Origin of the sequence: Oleiagrimonas soli (assembly GCF_000761445.1) — a bacterium.
Classification (GTDB): Bacteria; Pseudomonadota; Gammaproteobacteria; order Xanthomonadales; family Rhodanobacteraceae; genus Oleiagrimonas; species Oleiagrimonas soli.
The window spans coordinates 340,740-360,546 of the sequence record NZ_KN196470.1 but is presented as its reverse complement, the minus strand read 5'-3'; the positions used below and the strand labels follow the sequence as shown (position 1 = coordinate 360,546).

At 67.0% G+C, this 19,807-nt stretch carries 12 protein-coding genes; 1 reads left to right on the top strand and 11 read right to left on the bottom strand.

Annotated features, from left to right (window positions below; translation table 11 throughout):
- Positions 1 to 5: 5 nt before the first annotated feature.
- The 6 genes from LF63_RS01515 to LF63_RS01490 form a co-directional block, all read right to left on the bottom strand.
- Positions 6 to 2,396, bottom strand: coding sequence for a TonB-dependent receptor (locus tag LF63_RS01515; RefSeq protein WP_043099153.1), 2,391 nt, complete (start codon positions 2,394 to 2,396; stop codon positions 6 to 8).
- Between the two features lie 118 nt (positions 2,397 to 2,514).
- The gene (gfa, locus tag LF63_RS01510) at positions 2,515 to 3,090 is read right to left on the bottom strand and encodes an S-(hydroxymethyl)glutathione synthase (protein ID WP_043099152.1); all 576 of its coding nucleotides are present in this window, start codon (positions 3,088 to 3,090) and stop codon (positions 2,515 to 2,517) included.
- Between the two features lie 230 nt (positions 3,091 to 3,320).
- Positions 3,321 to 4,433, bottom strand: a complete 1,113-nt coding sequence (locus LF63_RS01505; RefSeq protein ID WP_043099151.1) for an S-(hydroxymethyl)glutathione dehydrogenase/class III alcohol dehydrogenase — start codon at positions 4,431 to 4,433, stop codon at positions 3,321 to 3,323.
- A gap of 90 nt (positions 4,434 to 4,523) precedes the next feature.
- Positions 4,524 to 5,282 (bottom strand): c-type cytochrome, encoded by a 759-nt coding sequence (locus tag LF63_RS16005; protein WP_052394535.1) that lies wholly within the window; start codon positions 5,280 to 5,282, stop codon positions 4,524 to 4,526.
- A gap of 29 nt (positions 5,283 to 5,311) precedes the next feature.
- The gene (locus LF63_RS01495) at positions 5,312 to 6,172 is read right to left on the bottom strand and encodes a transporter substrate-binding domain-containing protein (protein ID WP_052394534.1); all 861 of its coding nucleotides are present in this window, start codon (positions 6,170 to 6,172) and stop codon (positions 5,312 to 5,314) included.
- Positions 6,173 to 6,252: 80 nt separating this feature from the next.
- A complete protein-coding gene (locus tag LF63_RS01490) occupies positions 6,253 to 8,052 on the bottom strand; it encodes a methanol/ethanol family PQQ-dependent dehydrogenase (RefSeq protein WP_043099150.1) in 1,800 nt (599 codons plus the stop codon).
- Positions 8,053 to 8,395: 343 nt separating this feature from the next.
- On the opposite strand from LF63_RS01490, the gene LF63_RS01485 reads away from it, so the two are divergent.
- Positions 8,396 to 9,265, top strand: coding sequence for an aldo/keto reductase (locus LF63_RS01485; protein WP_043099149.1), 870 nt, complete (start codon positions 8,396 to 8,398; stop codon positions 9,263 to 9,265).
- Between the two features lie 34 nt (positions 9,266 to 9,299).
- Here LF63_RS01485 and LF63_RS01480 read toward each other — a convergent pair whose 3' ends face one another.
- From LF63_RS01480 to LF63_RS01460, 5 genes are all read right to left on the bottom strand, one after another.
- The gene (locus LF63_RS01480; RefSeq protein WP_043099147.1) at positions 9,300 to 10,289 is read right to left on the bottom strand and encodes an NAD-dependent epimerase/dehydratase family protein; all 990 of its coding nucleotides are present in this window, start codon (positions 10,287 to 10,289) and stop codon (positions 9,300 to 9,302) included.
- 96 nt (positions 10,290 to 10,385) lie between these two features.
- Positions 10,386 to 12,623, bottom strand: coding sequence for an NADP-dependent isocitrate dehydrogenase (locus tag LF63_RS01475; protein WP_043099145.1), 2,238 nt, complete (start codon positions 12,621 to 12,623; stop codon positions 10,386 to 10,388).
- Positions 12,624 to 12,851: 228 nt separating this feature from the next.
- Positions 12,852 to 13,310 carry a hypothetical protein gene (locus LF63_RS01470; protein WP_052394532.1) on the bottom strand — a complete coding sequence of 153 codons (459 nt, stop codon included), beginning with the start codon at positions 13,308 to 13,310 and terminating at the stop codon, positions 12,852 to 12,854.
- A 111-nt stretch (positions 13,311 to 13,421) separates the two neighbouring features.
- Complete coding sequence (locus LF63_RS01465; RefSeq protein WP_043099143.1) at positions 13,422 to 16,553, bottom strand: efflux RND transporter permease subunit; 3,132 nt, start codon at positions 16,551 to 16,553, stop codon at positions 13,422 to 13,424.
- A gap of 16 nt (positions 16,554 to 16,569) precedes the next feature.
- Positions 16,570 to 19,800 carry an efflux RND transporter permease subunit gene (locus LF63_RS01460; protein WP_043099140.1) on the bottom strand — a complete coding sequence of 1,077 codons (3,231 nt, stop codon included), beginning with the start codon at positions 19,798 to 19,800 and terminating at the stop codon, positions 16,570 to 16,572.
- Between the last annotated feature and the right edge of the window lie 7 nt (positions 19,801 to 19,807).

Genomic DNA, 19,807 nt, shown 5'->3' with positions numbered 1-19,807 from the left:
CGGCCTCAGTCGTCATCGGCCTGCGTGCGCGGACCGAACGCGTAGCTGACGCCGACCAGCACGCTGCGCGGCGCGCCCGGCGCGATGAACGGCATCGAGGTGCCGGGGCCGGTCAGATCGATCAGCCGCCCCGGCGTGTCGAACACGTTACGGCTGAGTTGACCGCTGATGGCATAGCGGCGGTCGAACGCGTTGTCGACACGCGCAAAGAACGCCAGCCGCGGCGTCGGTCGGTAATGCAGATCCAGATCCACCACCGCGTAGCCTGGCACCGGGCCGTGCCGGTCGGCATTGTTCTCGTCGCCGATGGCGTACTGCGCGGCATACGCGCGCAGGTTGGCGCCGGCGGACCAGCGCGGATCGAAGTGGAATTCGGTCGAAACGTTGAGCATCTGCCGCGGCACGCCCGGCAGGCGGTCGCCGCGCCGCACACGGATCACGCCGTCGCCGTCGGCGCTGGAGTTGTCCGCGCTCTGGGTCTCGAAGGCCGCGCCGTAGGTGGCGCGGACGTAGCTGTAGTTGAACTGCCACTCCAATCGTCCGCTCTGACCGCCCACACCGATGTCCACGCCCTTGCGCACCGTGCGCGGCACGTTGGCGAAATAGCCTTCCGAACCGCCGCTGGTGTAGATGGTGAGGATGTCGTCGTCGACGCGGCTGTAGTACGGCGACAGGTTCCAGTGCAGCGTGCCGCCAAGCAGGCCGCGCAGACCGCCGCTCAGCGTGCGCACGACCACGGCCTTCAGCGGCGGGTCGCCGGTGAAGTCGTTGGGCAGCGAGCACGGCGCATCCGGGTCGGCGCACTCGAACTCGATCGGCGTTGGCGCGCGCATGCCCTCGCCGTAGTTCAGATAGGCGTCCAGACGCGGCGAGATCGCCCAGGTCGCGCCCAGCGTCGGATTGAAGCGGCGGAACGACTGCCGGCCGTCGATCTCCGGATGCCGGCCGGTGAGGTCGTGCACCGACAGACGGTTGAGGTTGTAGCGCCCGCCCGCGCTCAGGTGCACGGTCGGCGTTAGCGTCAGCACGTCCATCGCGTACACGCCGACGCTGCGGTTGCCGGTGGCGGCGCGCGTCAGCGGCCCGAGCGCGAACGGCAGCAGGCCGATGGTCTCGCCGCGACGCGCCGGATCGAGCGGAAAATACGCCGGCTGGCCGTACATCGAGAAGCGCGTATTGCCCGCGTCCAGACTCGCGCCGACGGTGAAACGGTTGTCGCGCCCGGCTAGCTCGCCGGTGTTGACCGCCTGCACGGAGGTGCCGAAGCCGCGCGTGTCGACGCGGTTGATCACGTTCGACGCCGGCACGTTGTTGATCGTCGCCGCCGGATCGGACGGATCGTAGGCCGGGCTGACGCCGGCGTAGTAGAACTGGCCGAGCGAGTCCGGATCGTACGGCCCGGCGGGATCGTAGCCCAGCGGTCCGTCTTCGGCGGCATCGTAGGCGTCGCGATCGTTGGTGTTGCTGTCGAAGCCGCGCGTCTTCGACAGGCGCAGGTAGGCGTTGGCCTGCAGCGACCAGTCGGTGTCCAGCTGGCGCATGCCCTGCAGGTTGAGTTGATTGAGGTTGCCGATGGCGTAGTCCGGCCAGGTGTAGGCCGTCTTCGGCGTGTCGGCCCACGCCACCGGAATGGTCTGGGTGCCGAACAGGCGGCTGTGCGCGCCGGTGTAGCTCAGCGTCAGCGTGGTGTCCTCGTTCGGCTGCCAGTCGCCGCGCAGGTACAACTGCTGCACGCGGCTGGGCGAATGGGCGCGCCAGCCGGTCTCGTCGCTGCTGGCCGCGCCGGCGTACAGCGCCCAGGTCTTGCCGTGCACGCCGACGTCGGCGTCGGTCTGGATGCGCCCCCACGAACCGCCCGACAGGTGCACCGAACCGCCCGGATCGGTGAACCCGCTCTTGGTGTTCAGCAGCAGCGCGCCGCCCAGGGTGTTGAGTCCGTACAGCGGGTTGGAACCGGGCACCAGCTGCACGTTGCGGATGGCGAAGTCCGGGACCGCGTCCCAGTTCATGGTCTCGGCGAACGGCTCGTTCTGGCGCACGCCGTCGACGTAGACCGAAATGCCCGCTGGCGATCCCAGCAGCGGCGACAGCGTGAAACCGTGGAAGTACAGGTTCCCGCTCCAGGGATTGCCCTGCGACTGGGTCACGTTCACGCCCTGGAAATTGCGCTGCAGCAGTTGGGTCACGGACTGCCCGTGCAGCTGCTCGATATCGTCGGCCTGCGCGCTCTGCACGTTCAGCGGAATCTGCAGCCGCGGCACCTCGAAGCCGGGCAGCGGCGCGACGCCGACCACCACCACTTCGTGCAATTGCTGCGTCGGCGGATCGGCATGCGCCGCGCACGCCAGCGTCGACAGCGCCGCGCACAGCGCGATCTCAAGATTTCGACGCCGCATCCATCGCACCGCTTGCCTCCTGTCTGCGCCTTGCGTGTCGATGCCGATGCGGGTGGACGCACCGACCCACGACGCCCGAGCGGACGCCGTGGTCCGACATGCCACAGCCGGCGGCGGGTCAACCGGCGTACAACGTGCCCTTGGTCTTGGCCACGTGCGTGGCAATGACGTCCATCAACGGCGGCGACAGGCAGTCGTAGGGCGGCAGACCCAGCTCCTGCAGACGACCGCGCACCGCATCCATCTTGCTCGGATCGTAGCCCGACTCGATGATCGAGGACACGAAGGCGGCGAAGCCCGGCGCCGACCAGCCGTGCTCGGACGACAGCTCGGTGTGCACGAAGTCCAGGCCGTGGAACGGATGCCCTGTGTCCTCGATGCGTCCATACATATGCACGCCGCAGCCGGTGCACGCATGGCGCTGGATCGCGGCGTTGGCGTCGACGACCTTCAGCTTGTCGCCGTTTTCGAGCACCTCGACCTTGTCGCGCGACACCACGGCGATCATGGCGAAGGTCGCGCCGTCCGGTTTCCAGCACTTCGAGCAGCCGCAAACATGGTTGTGCGCGGTCTGCGCGCCGACGCGGACCTTGACCGGCCGATCGCTGCACTTGCAGGTCAGGGTGCCGCCGGCGAAGTCGTCCTTGCCGGCATGAACGCCGCCGTCGACCGACGGGTGGATGGTTACGGCCATGGTTCACCTCCAGTTTGCAGATGGTTGTCTCCGACGGCCGCCCGGCCGCCAGTGGTCCCTTTTGCGTGCACGGCTCCCTTGCGACCGGAACCGGCCTTGCCCGTTGCGACGCCGTCTATGGCGTCATCGTCACGCCCATCGCCCGCTGCAGCAGTTGGCTCGCGCCGGCGCGCCACATGCGCCCGATGTCGTTGCGCCATTCGATGCCGCCACCCGCCGCCCGACGCATCTCAGTACTGGATGACCGAGCGGATCACCTTGCCGTCGTGCATCAGCTCGAAGGCGCGGTTGATGTCTTCCAGCGGCATCACCTCGGTGATCATCTCGTCGATCTTGATCTCGCCCTTGAGATAGCGCTCGACGTAACCCGGCAGTTGGGTGCGACCCTTCACGCCGCCGAAGGCCGAACCGCGCCAGACGCGGCCGGTGACCAGCTGGAACGGACGCGTGCTGATTTCCTCGCCCGCGCCGGCGACGCCGATGATGGTCGACTCGCCCCAGCCCTTGTGGCAGCACTCCAGCGCCGAACGCATCACGTGCACGTTGCCGATGCACTCGAACGAGTAGTCGACGCCGCCGTCGGTCATGTCGACGATGACGTCCTGGATCGGCGTGTCCGGGTAGTCCTTCGGATTGACGAAGTCGGTCGCGCCGAGCTTCTTCGCCATGTCGAACTTGTCCGGGTTCAGATCGACGCAGATGATGCGCGAGGCCTTGGCCATCACCGCGCCCTGCACCACCGACAGACCGATGCCGCCCATGCCGAAGATCGCCACGGTGGAGCCGGGCTCGACCTTGGCGGTGTTGAGCACCGCGCCGATGCCGGTGGTGATGCCGCAGCCGAGCAGGCAGACCTTGTCCAGCGGCGCTTCCTTGGAGATGTTGGCCAGCGAGATTTCCGGCACCACCGTGTACTCGGAGAACGTGCTGGTGCCCATGTAGTGCAGGATCGGCTTGCCGCCGATGGAGAAGCGCGAGGTGCCGTCCGGCATCACGCCCTTGCCCTGGGTGGCGCGCACGGCCTGGCACAAGTTGGTCTTGCCGGACAGGCAGAACTTGCACTTGCCGCATTCGGCCGTGTACAGCGGAATCACGTGGTCGCCGGGCTTGAGGCTGGTCACGCCCTCGCCGACTTCCTCGACGATGCCGCCGCCTTCGTGGCCCAGGATCACCGGGAACAGACCTTCCGGATCCTTGCCCGACAGCGTGAACGCGTCGGTGTGGCACACGCCGGTGGCGACGATGCGCACCAGCACTTCGCCCTTCTTGGGCTTGGCGACATCGACCTCCTCGATCGACAGTGGCTTGCCTGCTTCCCAGGCGACCGCGGCTCTGGATTTCATGAAACGCTCCTCGTACGGAAAAAACCATCGCCCGCGACGCGCAGGGCGCGCCGCAGACGGCAAAACCGGGACGATACCGCGAAACCGGACTCAGTCCTGATCCGACGGCGGCCGTCCCACGGGCACCAGATCGAGCTGGCGCGCCTTGACGTAATCGTAGATGGCGCGGATGTCCTTCTCCTCGAAGAAGCCCGCCCACGACGGCATGCCCTTGGCCTGGCGGCCGGCCATCGCCGTGCTCAGGAACTGCTGCCAGGTCATGCCGCCTTCCAGCGACTTGCGCAGGTCCGGCGCGTACTCGCCGCCGACCGCGTCGCCGCCGTGGCAGCGGAAGCAGTACGAGTTGTACTGCTCGTAGCCGTGGAACACCGCCTTGGTGACGTGCTTCTGGTCCGGCCCGGTGAACACCGCGAAATCGGTCTTCACGCGCTTGCCGTCCTCGGTCTTGTAGGTGTACGTCTTGCTGCCGCCCGCTTGGGCCGTCTCGGTCTTCTGACCGTTCAGCGACAGGATCCAGTGCACCATCACGGTCAGGTCGGCGTCGCTCAGGTTCGGGTGCGGCGTCATCGGGATGTCGCCCCAGTCGCCGGCGCCGCCGGCCTTGATCTTCTTCACCAACTTGGTCACCGCCGCATCGCCCTGGCCGGCGTAGCGCTTGGCGACGTCCGTGTAGGCCGGTCCGACCAGCTTGTGGTCGACCGCATGGCAGGAAAAGCAGTCGCTGGCGCGCGCCTTGGCTTCACCCTCGGGCACCTTGGTATCGGCCGCCTGCAACGCCAGCGCGCTGCCGAAACCGAACACGAGAACGAGGGCCGCGAGGACCCGCTTGGACGAGAACGGAACGTGCATGCAGTCGTGCTCCTTCTTTCTGCCGGCCCTCACAGACCGGCCGTGTCGTTGTACAGATGGCGGTTGGCGTCACCGTCGCCGGCCAATTCCACGCCGTGCTGCCGAAGGATGTTCTGCAACTGCGGACCATGCGCCTTGATGACCGCGTCGAGCCGTTTCTTCAGCGCCTCGTCGCCCTTGCGCACCGCCATCGACATCGGAAACGAGTACATCTCCGGCGAGCCGGTCGCACGCGAGTTGGGCAGCGCCACAGTGGTCAGGTCGGGGTACTTCTTGAGGAAGGCGCCGATCGACGGCTGCCAGGTGATCATCACGTCGATGGTGCCGTTTTCCACCGCGTCCAGCACGCTGCTCGGCGAGGTGCCGTTGTCGCCGCCGACGTCGTAGGCCTTGGCCGTCGTGACCATGCCGCGCAACTGCAGGCCCGCCTCCACCGGCGTCTCCGACTCGAAGCCGATCTTCAGCTTGCGCAAGTCCGGCGAATCCAGACTGCTGAGGTCGTAGCCCTTGTTCTTCTTGAACACGAACACGTACGAGGACACGTAGTACGGCGCGGTGGTCAGCTCCTCGTCGTTGCCGTAGGGCATGTTCATGACCACGTCGCAGCGGCCGCTGTCGAGGTTCTGCGCCAGATACTCGGCGAAGCCGCCGTGACCGCGCGAGTTGGCCCACACGTAGTCGAGTTTGTCGCCGAGCTGATCGGCCACGTAGCGGGCCACAGCATTCTCGAAACCCTTGCCGTCATGGTCCGAGTACGGCAGGTAGTTGGGATCGGCGCAGACCTTGAGCGTGCCGGCGGAAGGCGAAGCCGCGTGCGCGGCGTTGCAGGGCATGGCCGTCAGGGCGAGCATGCCGGCGGCGAAAAGCGTCGCTGTGCGTAGGGGCGTCATGGGGACATCTCCGTTCGGTACCGCGTGAATACGCAAACACCGACGCGGTGCCGCTGCGGGCGCCGCGTCGGTCGGCTCGGTCAGTTGAGAGCGAACACCATCAACGTGCCGCCCAGGTTGGTGTAATCGCCCAGACTGGCGGTCGCACCGACGGCGCCCAGACCCTCCGTGGCCTTGTGCAGGTCGTTGGACAGGCCGATGGCCGCCCAGCCGCCCACGCCGCTGAGCACGGCGACGTACTGCTTGCCGTCGTGCGTGTAGGTGATCGGGTTGCCGATGATTCCCGACGGGCACTTGAACTGCCACAACACCTTGCCGGTCTTCAGGTCGACCGCGCGCAGGTAGCCGGTCAGCGTGCCGTAGAAGGCCAGGCCGCCCTTGGTGGTCAGCGCGCCGCCCCAGTCCTGGAAGCGGTCGTTGATGGCCCACTTGGTCTGGCCGGTCGCCGCGTCGAAGGCGATGAAGCGGCCGCCCACGTCACCGTGGTTGTACGGATACATGTTGACCAGCGCGCCGACGTAGGGGAAACCGGCCTTGTACTTCACGTTGAACGCCTGGTAGTCCATGCACACGTGGTTGGTCGGCACCAGGAACAGGCCGCTGACCGGATCGTAGGCCGCCGGCTGCTGGTCCTTGGAACCCTGCGAGGACGGGCAGATGTCCTTCACGTTGACGCCTTCCTTGGTCATCTTCGCCGGGTTGACCACCGGGCGACCGGTCTTGAGATCGATATGGCTGGCCCAGTTCACGATCGGGTCGAACTTGTGCGCCGCCAGCAGCTTGCCGTTGCGGCGGTTCCACACGTAGGCGAAACCGTTGCGGTCGAAGTGGGTCAGGGTCGGCACCGTCTTGCCGTGGATGGTGGTATCGGTGAGGATGCTCTCGTTGACGCCGTCGTAATCCCAGCCGTCGTGCGGGGTCATCTGGAACACCCACACCGCCTCGCCGGTATCCGGGTTACGCGCCATCACCGACATCGAGTACTTGTTGTCGCCCGGACGCTGGGTCGGGTTCCAGGTGCCCGGATTGCCGGTGCCGTAGTACAGCAGGTTGAGCTTCGGATCGTAGGTGTACCAGCCCCAGGTGGTGCCGCCGCCCAGCTTCCACTGGTCGCCCTTCCAGGACTTCACGCTGGAATCCTTGCCCACCGGCTTCTGCGTGGCGCCGTCGATGGTCTTGCGCGGGTCGAACTTGATCTGCTCGTCCGGGCCGGTGCTGTAGGCACGCCAGATCTGCTTGCCGCTCTTGATGTCGTTGGCGGTGATGTAGCCGTGCACGCCGTACTCGGCGCCGGACACGCCGGTGATCACCTTGTCCTTGATGACGATGGGCGCCATGGTCTGGGTCTGGCCCAGCTGCGGATCGGCGTTCTTGGCGTGCCACACGACCTTGCCGGTCTTGGCGTCGAGCGCGTACAGATTGCCGTCCAGCGCGTTGGCGAAGATCATGCCGTCGCCGTAGGCTACGCCGCGGTTGACCACGTCGCAGCAGGCGACCGAGGGCGCGAACTTGTCCTGGTCCGGCGTGAAGCTCCAGACGATCCGGCCCGGATCGTCGAGCGAGATCGCGTAGACGTGGTTCGGATAGGAGCTCTCGACGTACATCATGTTGCCGACCACCAGCGGCTGGCCCTCGTGGCCGCGCAGGGAGCCGGTGGACATGGTCCAGGCGACGTGCAGGTTCTTCACGTTGCCGGTGTTGATCTGGTCGAGCGTGCTATGGCGCTGGCCGGTGTAGTTGCCGGTCGGCATCACCCATTGATTGGGGTTCTGCGCCATCTGCATCAGCGAGTCGTTGGCCATGGCCCCGACCGCCGGAATCGTCAACGCGATGCCGAGGGCGATGGACCACTTCCAGGAGCGTACGGGTGTCTTGTGCATGATGAATTCCCTGTGCCGTGGAATTTGTCATCCGGACGCAACAGCCCGTCCGGAGCGGTTGAACGCTTGTGCACTCTGCTATGCAGTCTGCGTGCCAGACTGTGCCTACCGACGGAATAGCCATGTTAATCAAATGTTTAGGAAAATTGCGTCGTTTTACCGCAGAAGCCGCGCAAAGCCGGTGTCCCCATTCCGCGACAGTCGGTGGTGCAGTTTTGACCCATCGCCGAAACCGCGCCGCGGGTTGATCCGCGGCAGTCGCGGACGCATGTGATGGGAGTGCCCGCGATCCCCGCGCGGGTGCCTCTCCCCCCACATCCAACGCGCAAGGAGTACCGCGCACATGACTGATTCCCACCACGCTTCCGCCTCCGGCCGCTTCGACATCGGCGGCGACCTGCCCGTGCATCGCCTCGGCTTCGGCGCCATGCGCGTCACCGGCAAGGGCATCTGGGGCGAACCGGCCGATCCCGACGCCGCCCGCGCCACGCTGCGCCGCGTGCCCGAACTCGGCATCGATCTGATCGACACCGCCGACAGCTACGGCCCGTTCGTCAGCGAGGACCTGATCCGCGAGGTGCTGCATCCATACAAGGATTTGGTCATCGCCACCAAGGGCGGCCTGACCCGTCACGGACCGGACAGCTGGCACCCCGTCGGCCGTCCCGAATACCTGCGCCAGTGCGTGCTGATGAGTCTGCGCCGGCTGGGCGTCGAGCGCATCGACCTGTGGCAGCTGCACCGCATCGATCCGAAGGTGCCGCAGGACGAGCAGTTCGAGGTCATCGCCGCGATGCAGAAAGAAGGCCTGATCCGCCATGTCGGCCTGAGCCAGGTCGGCGTCGACGAGATCGAGGCCGCGCGCAAGCACTTCGACGTCGCCACGGTGCAGAACCTGTACAACCTCACCGACCGCAGCAGCGAGGACGTGCTCGACTACTGCGAGCGCGAGCACATCGGCTTCATCCCCTGGTTCCCGCTGGCGGCGGGCGAGCTGGCCGGCCCCGGCAGTGCGCTGTCGGACATCGCCAAGCGCCTGGACGCCACGCCGGGACAGATCGCCCTGGCCTGGCTGCTCAAGCGCTCGCCGGTGATGCTGCCGATTCCCGGCACCGGCAACCCCGACCATCTGGCGCAGAACGTGGCCGCCGTCGGCATCGCGCTGTCCGACGACGACATGAAGACGCTGGATGGGCTGGCCGAAGCCGCCTGAGCGGCGGACAGCCTGTTTGCCGGAAGGAGGGCGCCTAGGCGCCCTCCACGGGATAGCGCCCGTCGCGATAGGCAGCGCCGTGGTAACCCTTGATACCGAGTCGGCGCGCCATCGGTCCGAGCACTTCGCCACCGCCCTGCACCCGCGCAAGCACGGTGGCGAAATCCTCGCGCGGACGCCAGTCCAGCGCCTCGCGCGCCAGCGCGTTGTCGTAGACGCGATCCAATGACGGCGCCATGCGCCAGCCGAGCGCCTCGTAGGATGCGCGCCAGCCGGGCACGCGCCGGTCCATCGCCGCCGCCGGGTCGCGCCGCAGCAAGGCGGCGTCTTCGCGCCGGAACGGCGTGGTCGCGCTGATGATGTAACGGCCGAAGCCGAGTGCCGGTGCGCGCTCGATCGCGCACCGATGCGCCTCCACCGCGTCCTCGATGGCGACACGGCGATGCAGGAATTCGTTGAGCTTCAGGTTGGCGTCGACGAACGCCTCGCGCGAGGCCGGCTGGTCGTCGGCCTCGGGAAAGAAGCGCGAAGTGCGCAGGATCAGACAGGGCAGCTTCTGGTTGCGGTGCGCCAGCCGACACAGGTCTTCGGCGGCCAGCTTGGTCGCGCCGTAGATGTTCTTCGGCTGCGGCACGGTGTCCTCGGTGATCCACGCCGCCGGCGCGCCGGGCGGAGGCGTCATCGCGTCGCCGAAACTGCTGGTGGTGCTGGTGAAGACGAACGCGCGCACGCCGGCATCGACGGCGGCATCGAGCAGGTTCAACGTGCCGGTGACATTGGTGTCGATGAAATCCTGCCGCGTGTGCGTGGCGATGTGCGGCTTGTGCAACGTGGCCGCGTGCAGCACCGCGTCGACGCCCTCGACCGCCGCGCGCACGACCGCGGGATCGGCGATGGAACCGACCCGGTCCGTGCACGCCGAAGCCACCTGATCCAGACCGAGCACTGCATGGCCATCCGCACGCAGCGTGCGCACCAGAGCCTCGCCCAGATGGCCCGCGCTGCCGGTCACCAGTATTCGCATGCCGCGTCTCCTTGCCCAAAAACCTCGGCGCCACACGCAAAGCGCGACGCCGAGGTTTCATGATGGATCAACGGCCCCGGCCGGACCGGGCGTCGATCACACCGATTGCGAAAGCTTCGCCAGCGCCGCGTTGAACGTCTTGCTCGGACGCATGGCCTGACTGACGCGCTGCAGATCGGCATGGTAGTAGCCGTGCATGTCGACCGGCTGTCCCTGCACCGCGTTGAGCTCGTCGACGATGGTCTGCTCGTTCTCGCTGAGCGTCTTCGCCAGCGTGCCGAACACCTGCTTCATCTCGGCGTCGTCGTCCTGCGCGGCCAGGGCCTGCGCCCAGTACATCGCCAGATAGAAATGGCTGCCGCGGTTGTCCAGCTCGCCGACCTTGCGCGAGGGCGACTTGTTGGTGTCCAGGAACTCGGCGTTGGCCTTGTCCAGCGCATCGGCCAGCAGCTTGGCGCGGGCGTTGTCGTAGGTCTTGCCCAGATGCTCCAGCGAGGCCGCCAGGGCCAGGAACTCGCCCAGCGAATCCCAGCGCAGGTGGTTCTCCTCGACGAACTGCTGCACGTGCTTGGGCGCGCTGCCGCCGGCGCCGGTCTCGAACAGGCCGCCGCCGGCCATCAGCGGCACGATCGACAGCATCTTGGCGCTGGTGCCCAGCTCCATGATCGGGAACAGGTCGGTGAGGTAGTCGCGCAACACGTTGCCGGTCACCGAGATGGTGTCCTGGCCCTTGCGGATGCGCTCGAGCGCATGCTTCGTGGCCTCGACCGGCGACAGGATCCGGATGTCCAGACCGTCGGTGTCGTGGTCCTTCAGATAGGTCTCGACCTTGGCGATCAGCTGCGCGTCGTGGGCGCGGTGCTTGTCCAGCCAGAACACGGCCGGCGTGTCGCTGTCGCGGGCGCGGGTCACGGCCAATTTCACCCAGTCGCGCACCGGCGCGTCCTTGACCTGGCACATGCGCCAGATGTCGCCGGCCTCGACGGCGTGCTCGAACACCACGTGGCCGTCTGCGTCGGTCACCTTGACGGTGCCGTCGGCCGGAATCTGGAAGGTCTTGTCGTGCGAGCCGTATTCCTCGGCCTTCTGCGCCATCAGGCCGACGTTAGGCACGCTGCCCATGGTCGCCGGATCGAACGCGCCGTGCGCCTTGCAGTCCTCGATGACCGCCTGATACACGCCAGCGTAGCAACGATCGGGAATGATCGCCTTGGCGTCCTGGCGCTCGCCTTGCGCGTTCCACATCTTGCCGGAGTCGCGAATCATCGCCGGCATCGAGGCGTCGATGATGACGTCGCTGGGCACGTGCAGGTTGGTGATGCCCTTGTCCGAATTGACCATCGCCAGCTTCGGACGCTCGGCGTACAGCGCGTCGATGTCGGCCTTGATCGCGTTCTGCTGGTCTTCGGGCAGCGAAGCGATGCGGGCGTACAGATCGCCGATGCCGTTGTTGGCGCTGAAGCCGATCTGCTTCAGCGCGTCGGCGTGCTTGTCCAGCGCGGCCTTGTAGAACTCCTCGACCACGACGCCGAAGATGATCGGGTCGGAGACCTTCATCATGGTCGCCTTCAGATGCACCGAGAACAGCACGCCGGTCGCCTTGGCGTCGGCGATCTGCGCGTCGATGAAGGCCGCCAGCTGCTTGCGATTCAACACCGCCGCATCGACGATCTCGCCTTCCTGCACGGCCACCTTGTCCTTCAGCACCGTCTGGCTGCCGTCGACGCCGTGCAGCGTGATGGTCAGCGCGCCGGCCTTGGCCATCGTGGCGGACTTCTCGCTGCCGTAGAAATCGCCGCCGTCCATGTGCGCGACGTGGGTCTGCGAATCGCTGCTCCACGCGCCCATGCGGTGCGGATGCTTGCGCGCGTAGGCCTTGACCGACTTCGGCGCGCGACGGTCGGAGTTGCCCTCGCGCAGCACCGGGTTCACCGCGCTGCCCTTGGCCTTGTCGTAACGCGCGCGGATCGCCTTCTCTTCGTCGGTCTTCGGCTCGTCCGGATAGTCCGGCAGCGCGTAGCCCTGATCCTGCAGCTCCTTCACCGCCGCCTTGATCTGCGGCACCGAGGCGCTGATGTTGGGCAGCTTGATGATGTTGGCTTCCGGCGTCTTGGCCAGTTCGCCGAGCTCGGTCAGGTCGTCGGCGACCTTGTGCTCGTCCTTCAGCATGTCCGGGAACTGCGCCAGGATGCGGCCGGCCAGCGAGATGTCGCGCGTTTCCAGCGCCACGCCCGCGGTGTCGGTGAACGCGTCGATGATCGGCAGCAGCGATTGCGTGGCCAGGAACGGCGCTTCGTCGGTCAGCGTGTAGATGATCTTCGGGGTCTTGGACATGAGTGCTCGGGCTCTCTTGCGAATTCAGGGGGCGGCGCGTCCCGGCGCGAAGCGGCGGAGCCGCGCGAATGCGCATACGGACATGCGGGCGGATGCGGGCGTTGCAAGCGTTCGCTCACGCCGCATGCCAACGCCCATTGTCGCGGTTTCCCGCGCACGGGGCAAAGCGCCGACAGCGAAACGCCGGCCCGGAGCCGGCGTGGACGTGAGCGGAAACCTGCCGGGCGCTCAGTTGACGCTGAACTCGCGACTGGCCACCGGTTCGCCGTCGACGCTAATCTGCACCTGGTAGCTGCCGCGCGGCAAGCCCTGCGGGCGCGCCAGCCGGAAGGCCGTGCTGGCCGGACCGTCGGCGTGGACGGTGGCGACCTGATCGCTGATCGCATTGCCCTCGCGGAAGCTCCAATGCGCGGCGAGCTTCACGGCCGAAGCCCGGCCGGCGGTGTTCACCGAGGCGTACACGGCATCCTCGGGAGTGAAGATCGTCGCCGGCTGCGTGATCCGATGCTCGTCGTCGACCGCCCTGCCCAGATCGACCGAGACGACGCTGATCGGCGGCTTCTCGGACCGCTTGGCCGCGGCGGCCACCGCGCCCGACATGGTGATGCGGCTACCGTCCGTGGACGAACCGCATGCACTCAGCAGCAACGCCGGAATCAGGGCGAAGGATGCATGCTGCGGTTTCATGTGCGCTCCTCCTGGAAGGTGACGGATGACCATGCATGTCCGTCGCGCACGGCAGCGCCTGGACACGCCTCTGTGTCCATTACACCTATCGCATCGCGGGTTAACCGCCGATTAGCGGGATGCTTCGGCCGCGCGCAGTCGGCGCTGCCGACGGCGCTCGTGACGGCGCGCGCGGCGGGCTTTCCAACGCTCGGACAGGCACGTGAACACTAGATAAAGTGCCGGCGTGCTGAGCAGCGTCAGGCTCTGCGAAATCACCAGACCGCCGATCACGGCCACGCCCAGCGGACGCCGCAGTTCGGCGCCCGCGCCGAGACCGATCGCCAGCGGCAGGGCGGCGAGAATCGCCACCATCGTGGTCATCATGATCGGCCGGAAGCGCACGATGCAGGCCTCGAAGATGGCATCGCGCGGCGACATGCCCTGCTCGCGCTGCGCGACCAGGGCGAAGTCGATCATCATGATCGCGTTCTTCTTCACCAGGCCGATCAGCAGCACCAGCGCCATCATCGCCACGATCGACAACTCCATGTGCGCCAGCAGCAGCGCGGCCAGCGCGCCGGTGCCCGCCGAAGGGATGGTCGAGACGATGGTGACCGGATGGATCAGGCTCTCGTAGAGCATGCCCAGCACGATGTAGACCGCGAGAATCGCGCCCAGCAGCAGCAGCGGCATGCTGGCGGCGCTCTGCTGCAGGCGGCGGAAGTTGCTGCCGAGGTTCAGCTGGATGTCGCCGGGCAGACGCATGTCGCTGATGGTCTTGCGCACCGCGGCCATGCCCTCGCCCATGCCGACGCCGGGCGCGAGATTGAAGCTGAGGTCCATGGTCGTGAACTGGTCCTCGTGCGTGATCTGGGTCGGTTCCAGCCCCGGTTCCTGCCGCGCCACCGCGGAGATCGGAATCATCGTGCCGTTGGTCGTGGACACGTAGACCTGGTTCAGCGCCGCCGGCGTCTCGGTCTGGCTGGGCAGTGCGTTGACCACGACCTGGTATTCGCTGGTGTCCGAATAGATCGTCGACACTTGCCGCTGACCGAAGGCGTTGTACAGCGCATCGTCCACCGCCGCCGGCGTCACGCCGAGGCGGCTGGCCGTGGCGCGATCGATGACGATGTTCTGGCGCAGACCCGATTCGTCGACGTCGGAACCGACGTCGCGGAAGATCGGATTCTTCTTCAGCTGGTCGACCAGTCTCGGCAGCCACACCTGCAGCTGTTTCAGGTCGTTGCCCTTCAGACCGATGCTGTACTGCGCGCCCTGGCTGGTGCCTCCGCCGCCGCTCCACAGATCTTCGTGCGCACGCAGGCGTACCTCCAGATCGGGGAACTTGGACGCCTTGGCGCTGAGCCGCGCCACCACCGCCTGCGTGGACACGCGCCGGCCCTTGCCGAGCGGTTTGAGCTGGATGCTGAACGAGCCGCTGCTGCCGCGCCGCCCGCTGCCCAGATTGGCGCCGACGTACTCGACCGCCGGATCGGCCAGGAACATCTGCGTGATGCGCTCCTGGCGCGCCTTCATGTCGGCGAAGGACAGCGTCGCGCCGCCGCTGGCGCGCGCCCAGATCAGGCCCGTGTCCTGCGGCGGGAACAGCCCGGCCTGGATGCGGCCGAACAGGAACACGGTGACGAAGATCAGGATCAGCGGCGACAGCGACATCAGCAGCGGATGCCGCAGCGCCCAGTTCAGCGAGCGCCGGTAGACGTTGAGCATGCCCTCGTGGAAACGCTCCAGCCCATGACCGAAGCGGGTCGTCTTGGCCGCCGCGGTCGGCCGCAGGAACACCGCGCACAGCGACGGCGTCAGCGTCAGCGACACCACCGCCGACACCAGGATCGCGGCCACCAGAGTGATGGTGAATTCGTTGAAGAACAGGCCGATGAAGCCGGAGGCGAACATCAGCGGAATGAACACCGCCACCAGCGAGGCGGTAATCGAGACGATGGTGAACCCGATCTCGCTGGCGCCCTTCAGCGCCGCCTCGCGCGGCGGCAGTCCCGCGTCGACGTGGCGGATCACGTTCTCGATCATGACGATGGCGTCGTCGACCACGAAGGCGATGGCGATGACCAGCGCCAGCAGCGACAGGTTGTCGAGCGTGAAGTGCAGCAGGTACATGGCGATGAACGCGCCCGCCAGCGACATCGGCATGGCGATGGCGGCGATCACCGTCGGCGCCAGCCGGCGCAGGAACAGCGCCATCGTCAGCACCACCATGCCCAGGCTGATCAGCAGGGTCAGCTGCACCTCGCGGACCGAATCGCGGATGGTCGGCGTGCCATCGTAGTACGGCGTCATCTTGGTGCCCGGCGGCAGCAGCGTGCGCACGCCGGGCAGCGCCGCCTTGATGCCGTCGACGGTGTCGATGATGTTGGCGTCGGGCCGCTTGAACAGGTCCAGCTCGATCGACGGCTTGCCGTTGAACCAGGCCGCCTGGTAACTGTCCTCTGCGCCCTGATAGACATGCGCCACGTCCTTCAGCCGCACCGGCGTGCCGTTGCGCACCGCGATGATCAGATTGGCGAAGTCGTCGGCGTTGTGCAGCTGGTCGTTGGCGGTCACCGCCATCGTGCTGCGACCGTCGTCGAGGAAGCCCAGCGGCGAGGTCACGTTGGCGGCGGTGAGCGCGTTGCGCAGGTCGTTGGACGACAGGTTCATCGCGTTCAGCGCGCGCAGATTCACGTCCACGCGCACGGCCGGCTGCGCGCTGCCGGACACGTCGACGTTGGCCACGCCCGGCAGCTGACTCAGCCGCGGCGCGATCAACGTGCTGGCGCGATCGTACAGCTCCGACAGCGGCTCGGTGTCGGAGGTCAGCGCGATCTGCAGCACCGGGTCGTCGTTGGGATTGGCCTTGCGGTAGGTCGGCGGCGAGGTCAGACCGGACGGCAGGTCCGGCTGCGCCGCGTTGATGGCTGCCTGCACCTGCTGCGCGGCCTGATCCAGATTCACGCCGCCGTTGAAGAACAGGATGATGAACATGCTGCCTTCGGAACTGCGCGAACGCATGCTGTCGACGCCGGGTACCTGGCCCAAGTGGCGTTCGAGCGGCGCGGTGACCGTGGTGGCCATGGTCGAGGCATCCGCGCCCGGCTGGCTGGCGGTCACGAAGATGGCCGGGAAGTTGACCTGCGGCAGCGCGCTGATCGACAGCAGTCGGTAACAGACGATGCCGGCGATCAACAGGCCCAGCGCCAGCAGCGAGGTACCGATGGGGCGGCGGATGAAGGGGGCGGAGATGTTCATGCTCGTTCGCCGCCGGTCACGCCGCTCCCTGCCGCTCGGCCAGACGCAGCACATGACGCTCGCGACGCGTGACCAACCAGTCGGAGAAGCGCTCCATGTACAGATAGATCACCGGCGTGGTGTACAGGGTGACCAACTGCGAAAGCAGCAGACCGCCCACGATCGACACGCCCAGCGGCTGGCGCAGCTCGGAACCGATGCCGGTACCAAAGGCCAGCGGCAAGGCGCCGAACAGCGCCGCGAAGGTGGTCATCATGATCGGCCGGAAACGCAGCAGGCAGGCGCGGCGGATGGCGTCGTGCGCGCTGAGGCCTTCGCGCTTCGCCTCGATGGCGAAGTCGATCATCATGATCGCGTTCTTCTTGACGATGCCGATCAGCAGGATGATGCCGACGATGCCGTCCACCGACAGGCTCATGCCGAACAACATCAGCGCCAGCAGCGCGCCGACGCCAGCCGGCGGCAGCGTGGAGATGATGGTCAGCGGGTGGATGTAGCTCTCGTAGAGTACGCCCAGCACGATGTAGATCACCACGATGGCGGCCAGCAGCAGCAGGATCTCGTCGCCGACCGAGGCCGAGAACTCGGCCGCCTTGCCGATGAATTGCGCCTGCACCGACGCCGGCGCGCCGAGCTGCGTCTCGGCCTTGTGGATCGCGGCCACGGCCTCGGACAGCGAATAGCCCGGCGCCAGATTGAACGAGATGGTCACCGCCGGCAGCTGGTTCTGGTGGCTGATGATGAGCGGCGCGTTGTTCACCTGCGCGCTGACCAGACTGGCCAGCGGCACGTTGCCGCCGCTGCCCAGCGGAATGCCGGTGTTGGACTGGCCGATGCCGGTCGCCGTCGACGAGTTGGCCGACTTCACCATGCCGTAGCTGGTGGCGTTGGAGCCGGTCAGCGCACCGCTGCCGTTGCTGCGCACGGTCAGCTTGTTCAGCAGATCGGTGCTGTTGCGGAACTGCGGCGCCACCTCCAGCACCACGCGGTACTGGTTGAGCTGGGTGAAGATGGTCGAGATCTGGCGCTGGCCGTAGGCGTCGTACAGCGTGTCGTCGATGGTCTGCACCGGTACGCCGAGGCGGCTGGCCTTCTCGCGGTCGATGGTCAGCTGCAGCGCGCGGCCCTTGTCGGCCAGATTGTTGTCGACGTCGGCCAGCTGCGGCAGCTGACGCATGGCCTCGGTCATGCGCGAGGCATAGGTGGCCAGCTCGTCGCTGCTGACGTCGGACATCGCGTACTGGTACTCGGTCGCGGCCACGCGCGTGTCCAGGGTGATGTCCTGCACCGGCTTCAGGTACAGCGCGACGCCGGGGATGTCGGCCACGTCCTGCTGCAGCTGCGCCACTACGCTCTGCAGGTCGCCGCGCTCGTCGCGCGACTTCAGCACGATGCTGAGCTGGCCCTGGTTCAGGGTCGGATTGACCGAACCGGCGCCGATGAAAGCGGCCACGCCGGCCACGGCGGGATCCTTGCGCAGGGCGTCGGCCACGGCGCGGGTGCGCTGCTCCATCGCCTTGAACGCGATGTTGTCGTCGGCCTGCACCACGCCGGTGATCATGCCGGTGTCCTGCTCCGGCAGCAGGCCCTTGGGGATGACCACGTACAGCCCGACCGTGACCAGGATGGTCAGGCCGAACACCAGCATGGTCAGGCGCTGATGCGCGAATACCCAGTCCAGGCTGCGCTCGTACAGGCCCACGGTGCGCGACCACAGGGTGCGCTTGCCGGCCTTCGCCGCGCGCTCGTGGGCGTCGTCGCCCTCGGGCAGCGCGTCGGCCTTGAGCAGGTAGGCGCACATCATCGGCGTCAGCGTCAGCGACACCAGCATCGAAATCGCCACCGCCGCCGTCAGCACCCAGGCGAACTCGTGGAACAGGCGGCCGGTGACGCCGGGCATCAGCAGCAGCGGCAGGAACACCGCGATCAGCGAGACGGTCAGCGACAGCACCGTGAAGCCGATCTCGCGTGCGCCGATCTCGGCCGCTTCGGGTCCGTCCTTGCCCTGCTCGATGTAGCGCACGATGTTCTCGATCATCACGATCGCATCGTCGACCACGAAGCCGGTGGCCACGGTCAGCGCCATCAGCGACAGGTTGTCCAGCGACAGTCCGGTGAAGGACATCACCGCGAACGTGCCCAGCAGCGACAACGGCACCGCCACCGACGGAATCACCGTCGCCCACAGGCGGCGCAGGAACACGAAGATCACCGCGACCACCAGCAGTACGGTCAGGATCAAAGTGAACTGCACGTCGCGCACCGAAGCGCGGATGGTCACGGTGCGGTCGGCGAACACGCCCAGATGCACGCCGTCGGGCAGCACGCTGCGCAACTGCGGGATCATCTGGTGGATGCGTTCGACCGTGTCGATGATGTTGGCGCCGGGCTGGCGACGGATGTCCAGCAGCACCGCCGGCTTGCCGTTGGCCCAGGCCGCCAGCTGGTCGTTCTCGACGCCGTCGACCACCTTCGCCACGTCGCGCAGATGCACCGGCGCGCCGTCCTTGTAGCTGATGATGACGTCGCCGTATTCCTTGGCGCTGGACAGCTGGTCGTTGGTGCCGATGGAATAGGTCTGGGTGGCGCCGTTGAGCGTACCCTTGGCGGCGTTGACGTTGGCGCGGGTCAGCGCGCTGCGCACGTCCTCCAGGGTCAGGCCGAGGTTGCCCAGCTGCGCCGGGTTGACCTGCACGCGCACCGCCGGCTTGACGTTGCCGGCGATCGACACCAGGCCCACGCCCGATACCTGCGAGAGCTTCTGCGCGATGATCGAGTCGGCGTAGTTGTTGACCTCGCGCAGCGGCAGGCTGTCGGAGGTCATCACCAGCGTCATGATCGGCGCGTCGGCCGGATTCACGCGGTTGTAGACCGGCTGGTACGGCAACCCGCCCGGCAGGCGCGCGGCGCGCAGCGCGGACTGCACGTCCTGCGCGGCGACGTCGATGTCGCGCTTCATGTTGAACTGCAACACGATGGTCGACAGCCCCGCGGAGCTGTCCGAACTCATCATGTCAATGCCGGAGATCTGGCCCAGCTGGCGCTCCAGCGGAGTCGTCACCAGGGTAGCCACGGTCTGCGCGCTGGCGCCCGGGTACTGCGTGGTCACGACCAGCGTCGGCGCGTCGATTTCCGGCAGCGCCGACACCGGCAGCGCGCGGTAGCCGAGGATGCCCAGCAGCAGCACCGCCGCCATCAGCAGCGAAGTGGCGATCGGACGGCGAATGAAGATGCTAGAGAAGCCCACGCTATGC

Bases quoted from the DNA above. Each gene is read 5' to 3' on its own strand.
- LF63_RS01485 (WP_043099149.1), top strand. From the start codon at position 8,396: ATGACTGATTCCCACCACGCTTCCGCCTCCGGCCGCTTCGACATCGGC.
- LF63_RS01475 (WP_043099145.1), bottom strand. From the start codon at position 12,623: ATGTCCAAGACCCCGAAGATCATCTACACGCTGACCGACGAAGCGCCG.
- gfa (WP_043099152.1), bottom strand. From the start codon at position 3,090: ATGGCCGTAACCATCCACCCGTCGGTCGACGGCGGCGTTCATGCCGGC.
- LF63_RS01515 (WP_043099153.1), bottom strand. From the start codon at position 2,396: ATGCGGCGTCGAAATCTTGAGATCGCGCTGTGCGCGGCGCTGTCGACG.
- LF63_RS16005 (WP_052394535.1), bottom strand. From the start codon at position 5,282: ATGCACGTTCCGTTCTCGTCCAAGCGGGTCCTCGCGGCCCTCGTTCTC.
- LF63_RS01490 (WP_043099150.1), bottom strand. From the start codon at position 8,052: ATGCACAAGACACCCGTACGCTCCTGGAAGTGGTCCATCGCCCTCGGC.
- LF63_RS01480 (WP_043099147.1), bottom strand. From the start codon at position 10,289: ATGCGAATACTGGTGACCGGCAGCGCGGGCCATCTGGGCGAGGCTCTG.
- LF63_RS01465 (WP_043099143.1), bottom strand. From the start codon at position 16,553: ATGAACATCTCCGCCCCCTTCATCCGCCGCCCCATCGGTACCTCGCTG.
- LF63_RS01495 (WP_052394534.1), bottom strand. From the start codon at position 6,172: ATGACGCCCCTACGCACAGCGACGCTTTTCGCCGCCGGCATGCTCGCC.
- LF63_RS01505 (WP_043099151.1), bottom strand. From the start codon at position 4,433: ATGAAATCCAGAGCCGCGGTCGCCTGGGAAGCAGGCAAGCCACTGTCG.
- LF63_RS01470 (WP_052394532.1), bottom strand. From the start codon at position 13,310: ATGAAACCGCAGCATGCATCCTTCGCCCTGATTCCGGCGTTGCTGCTG.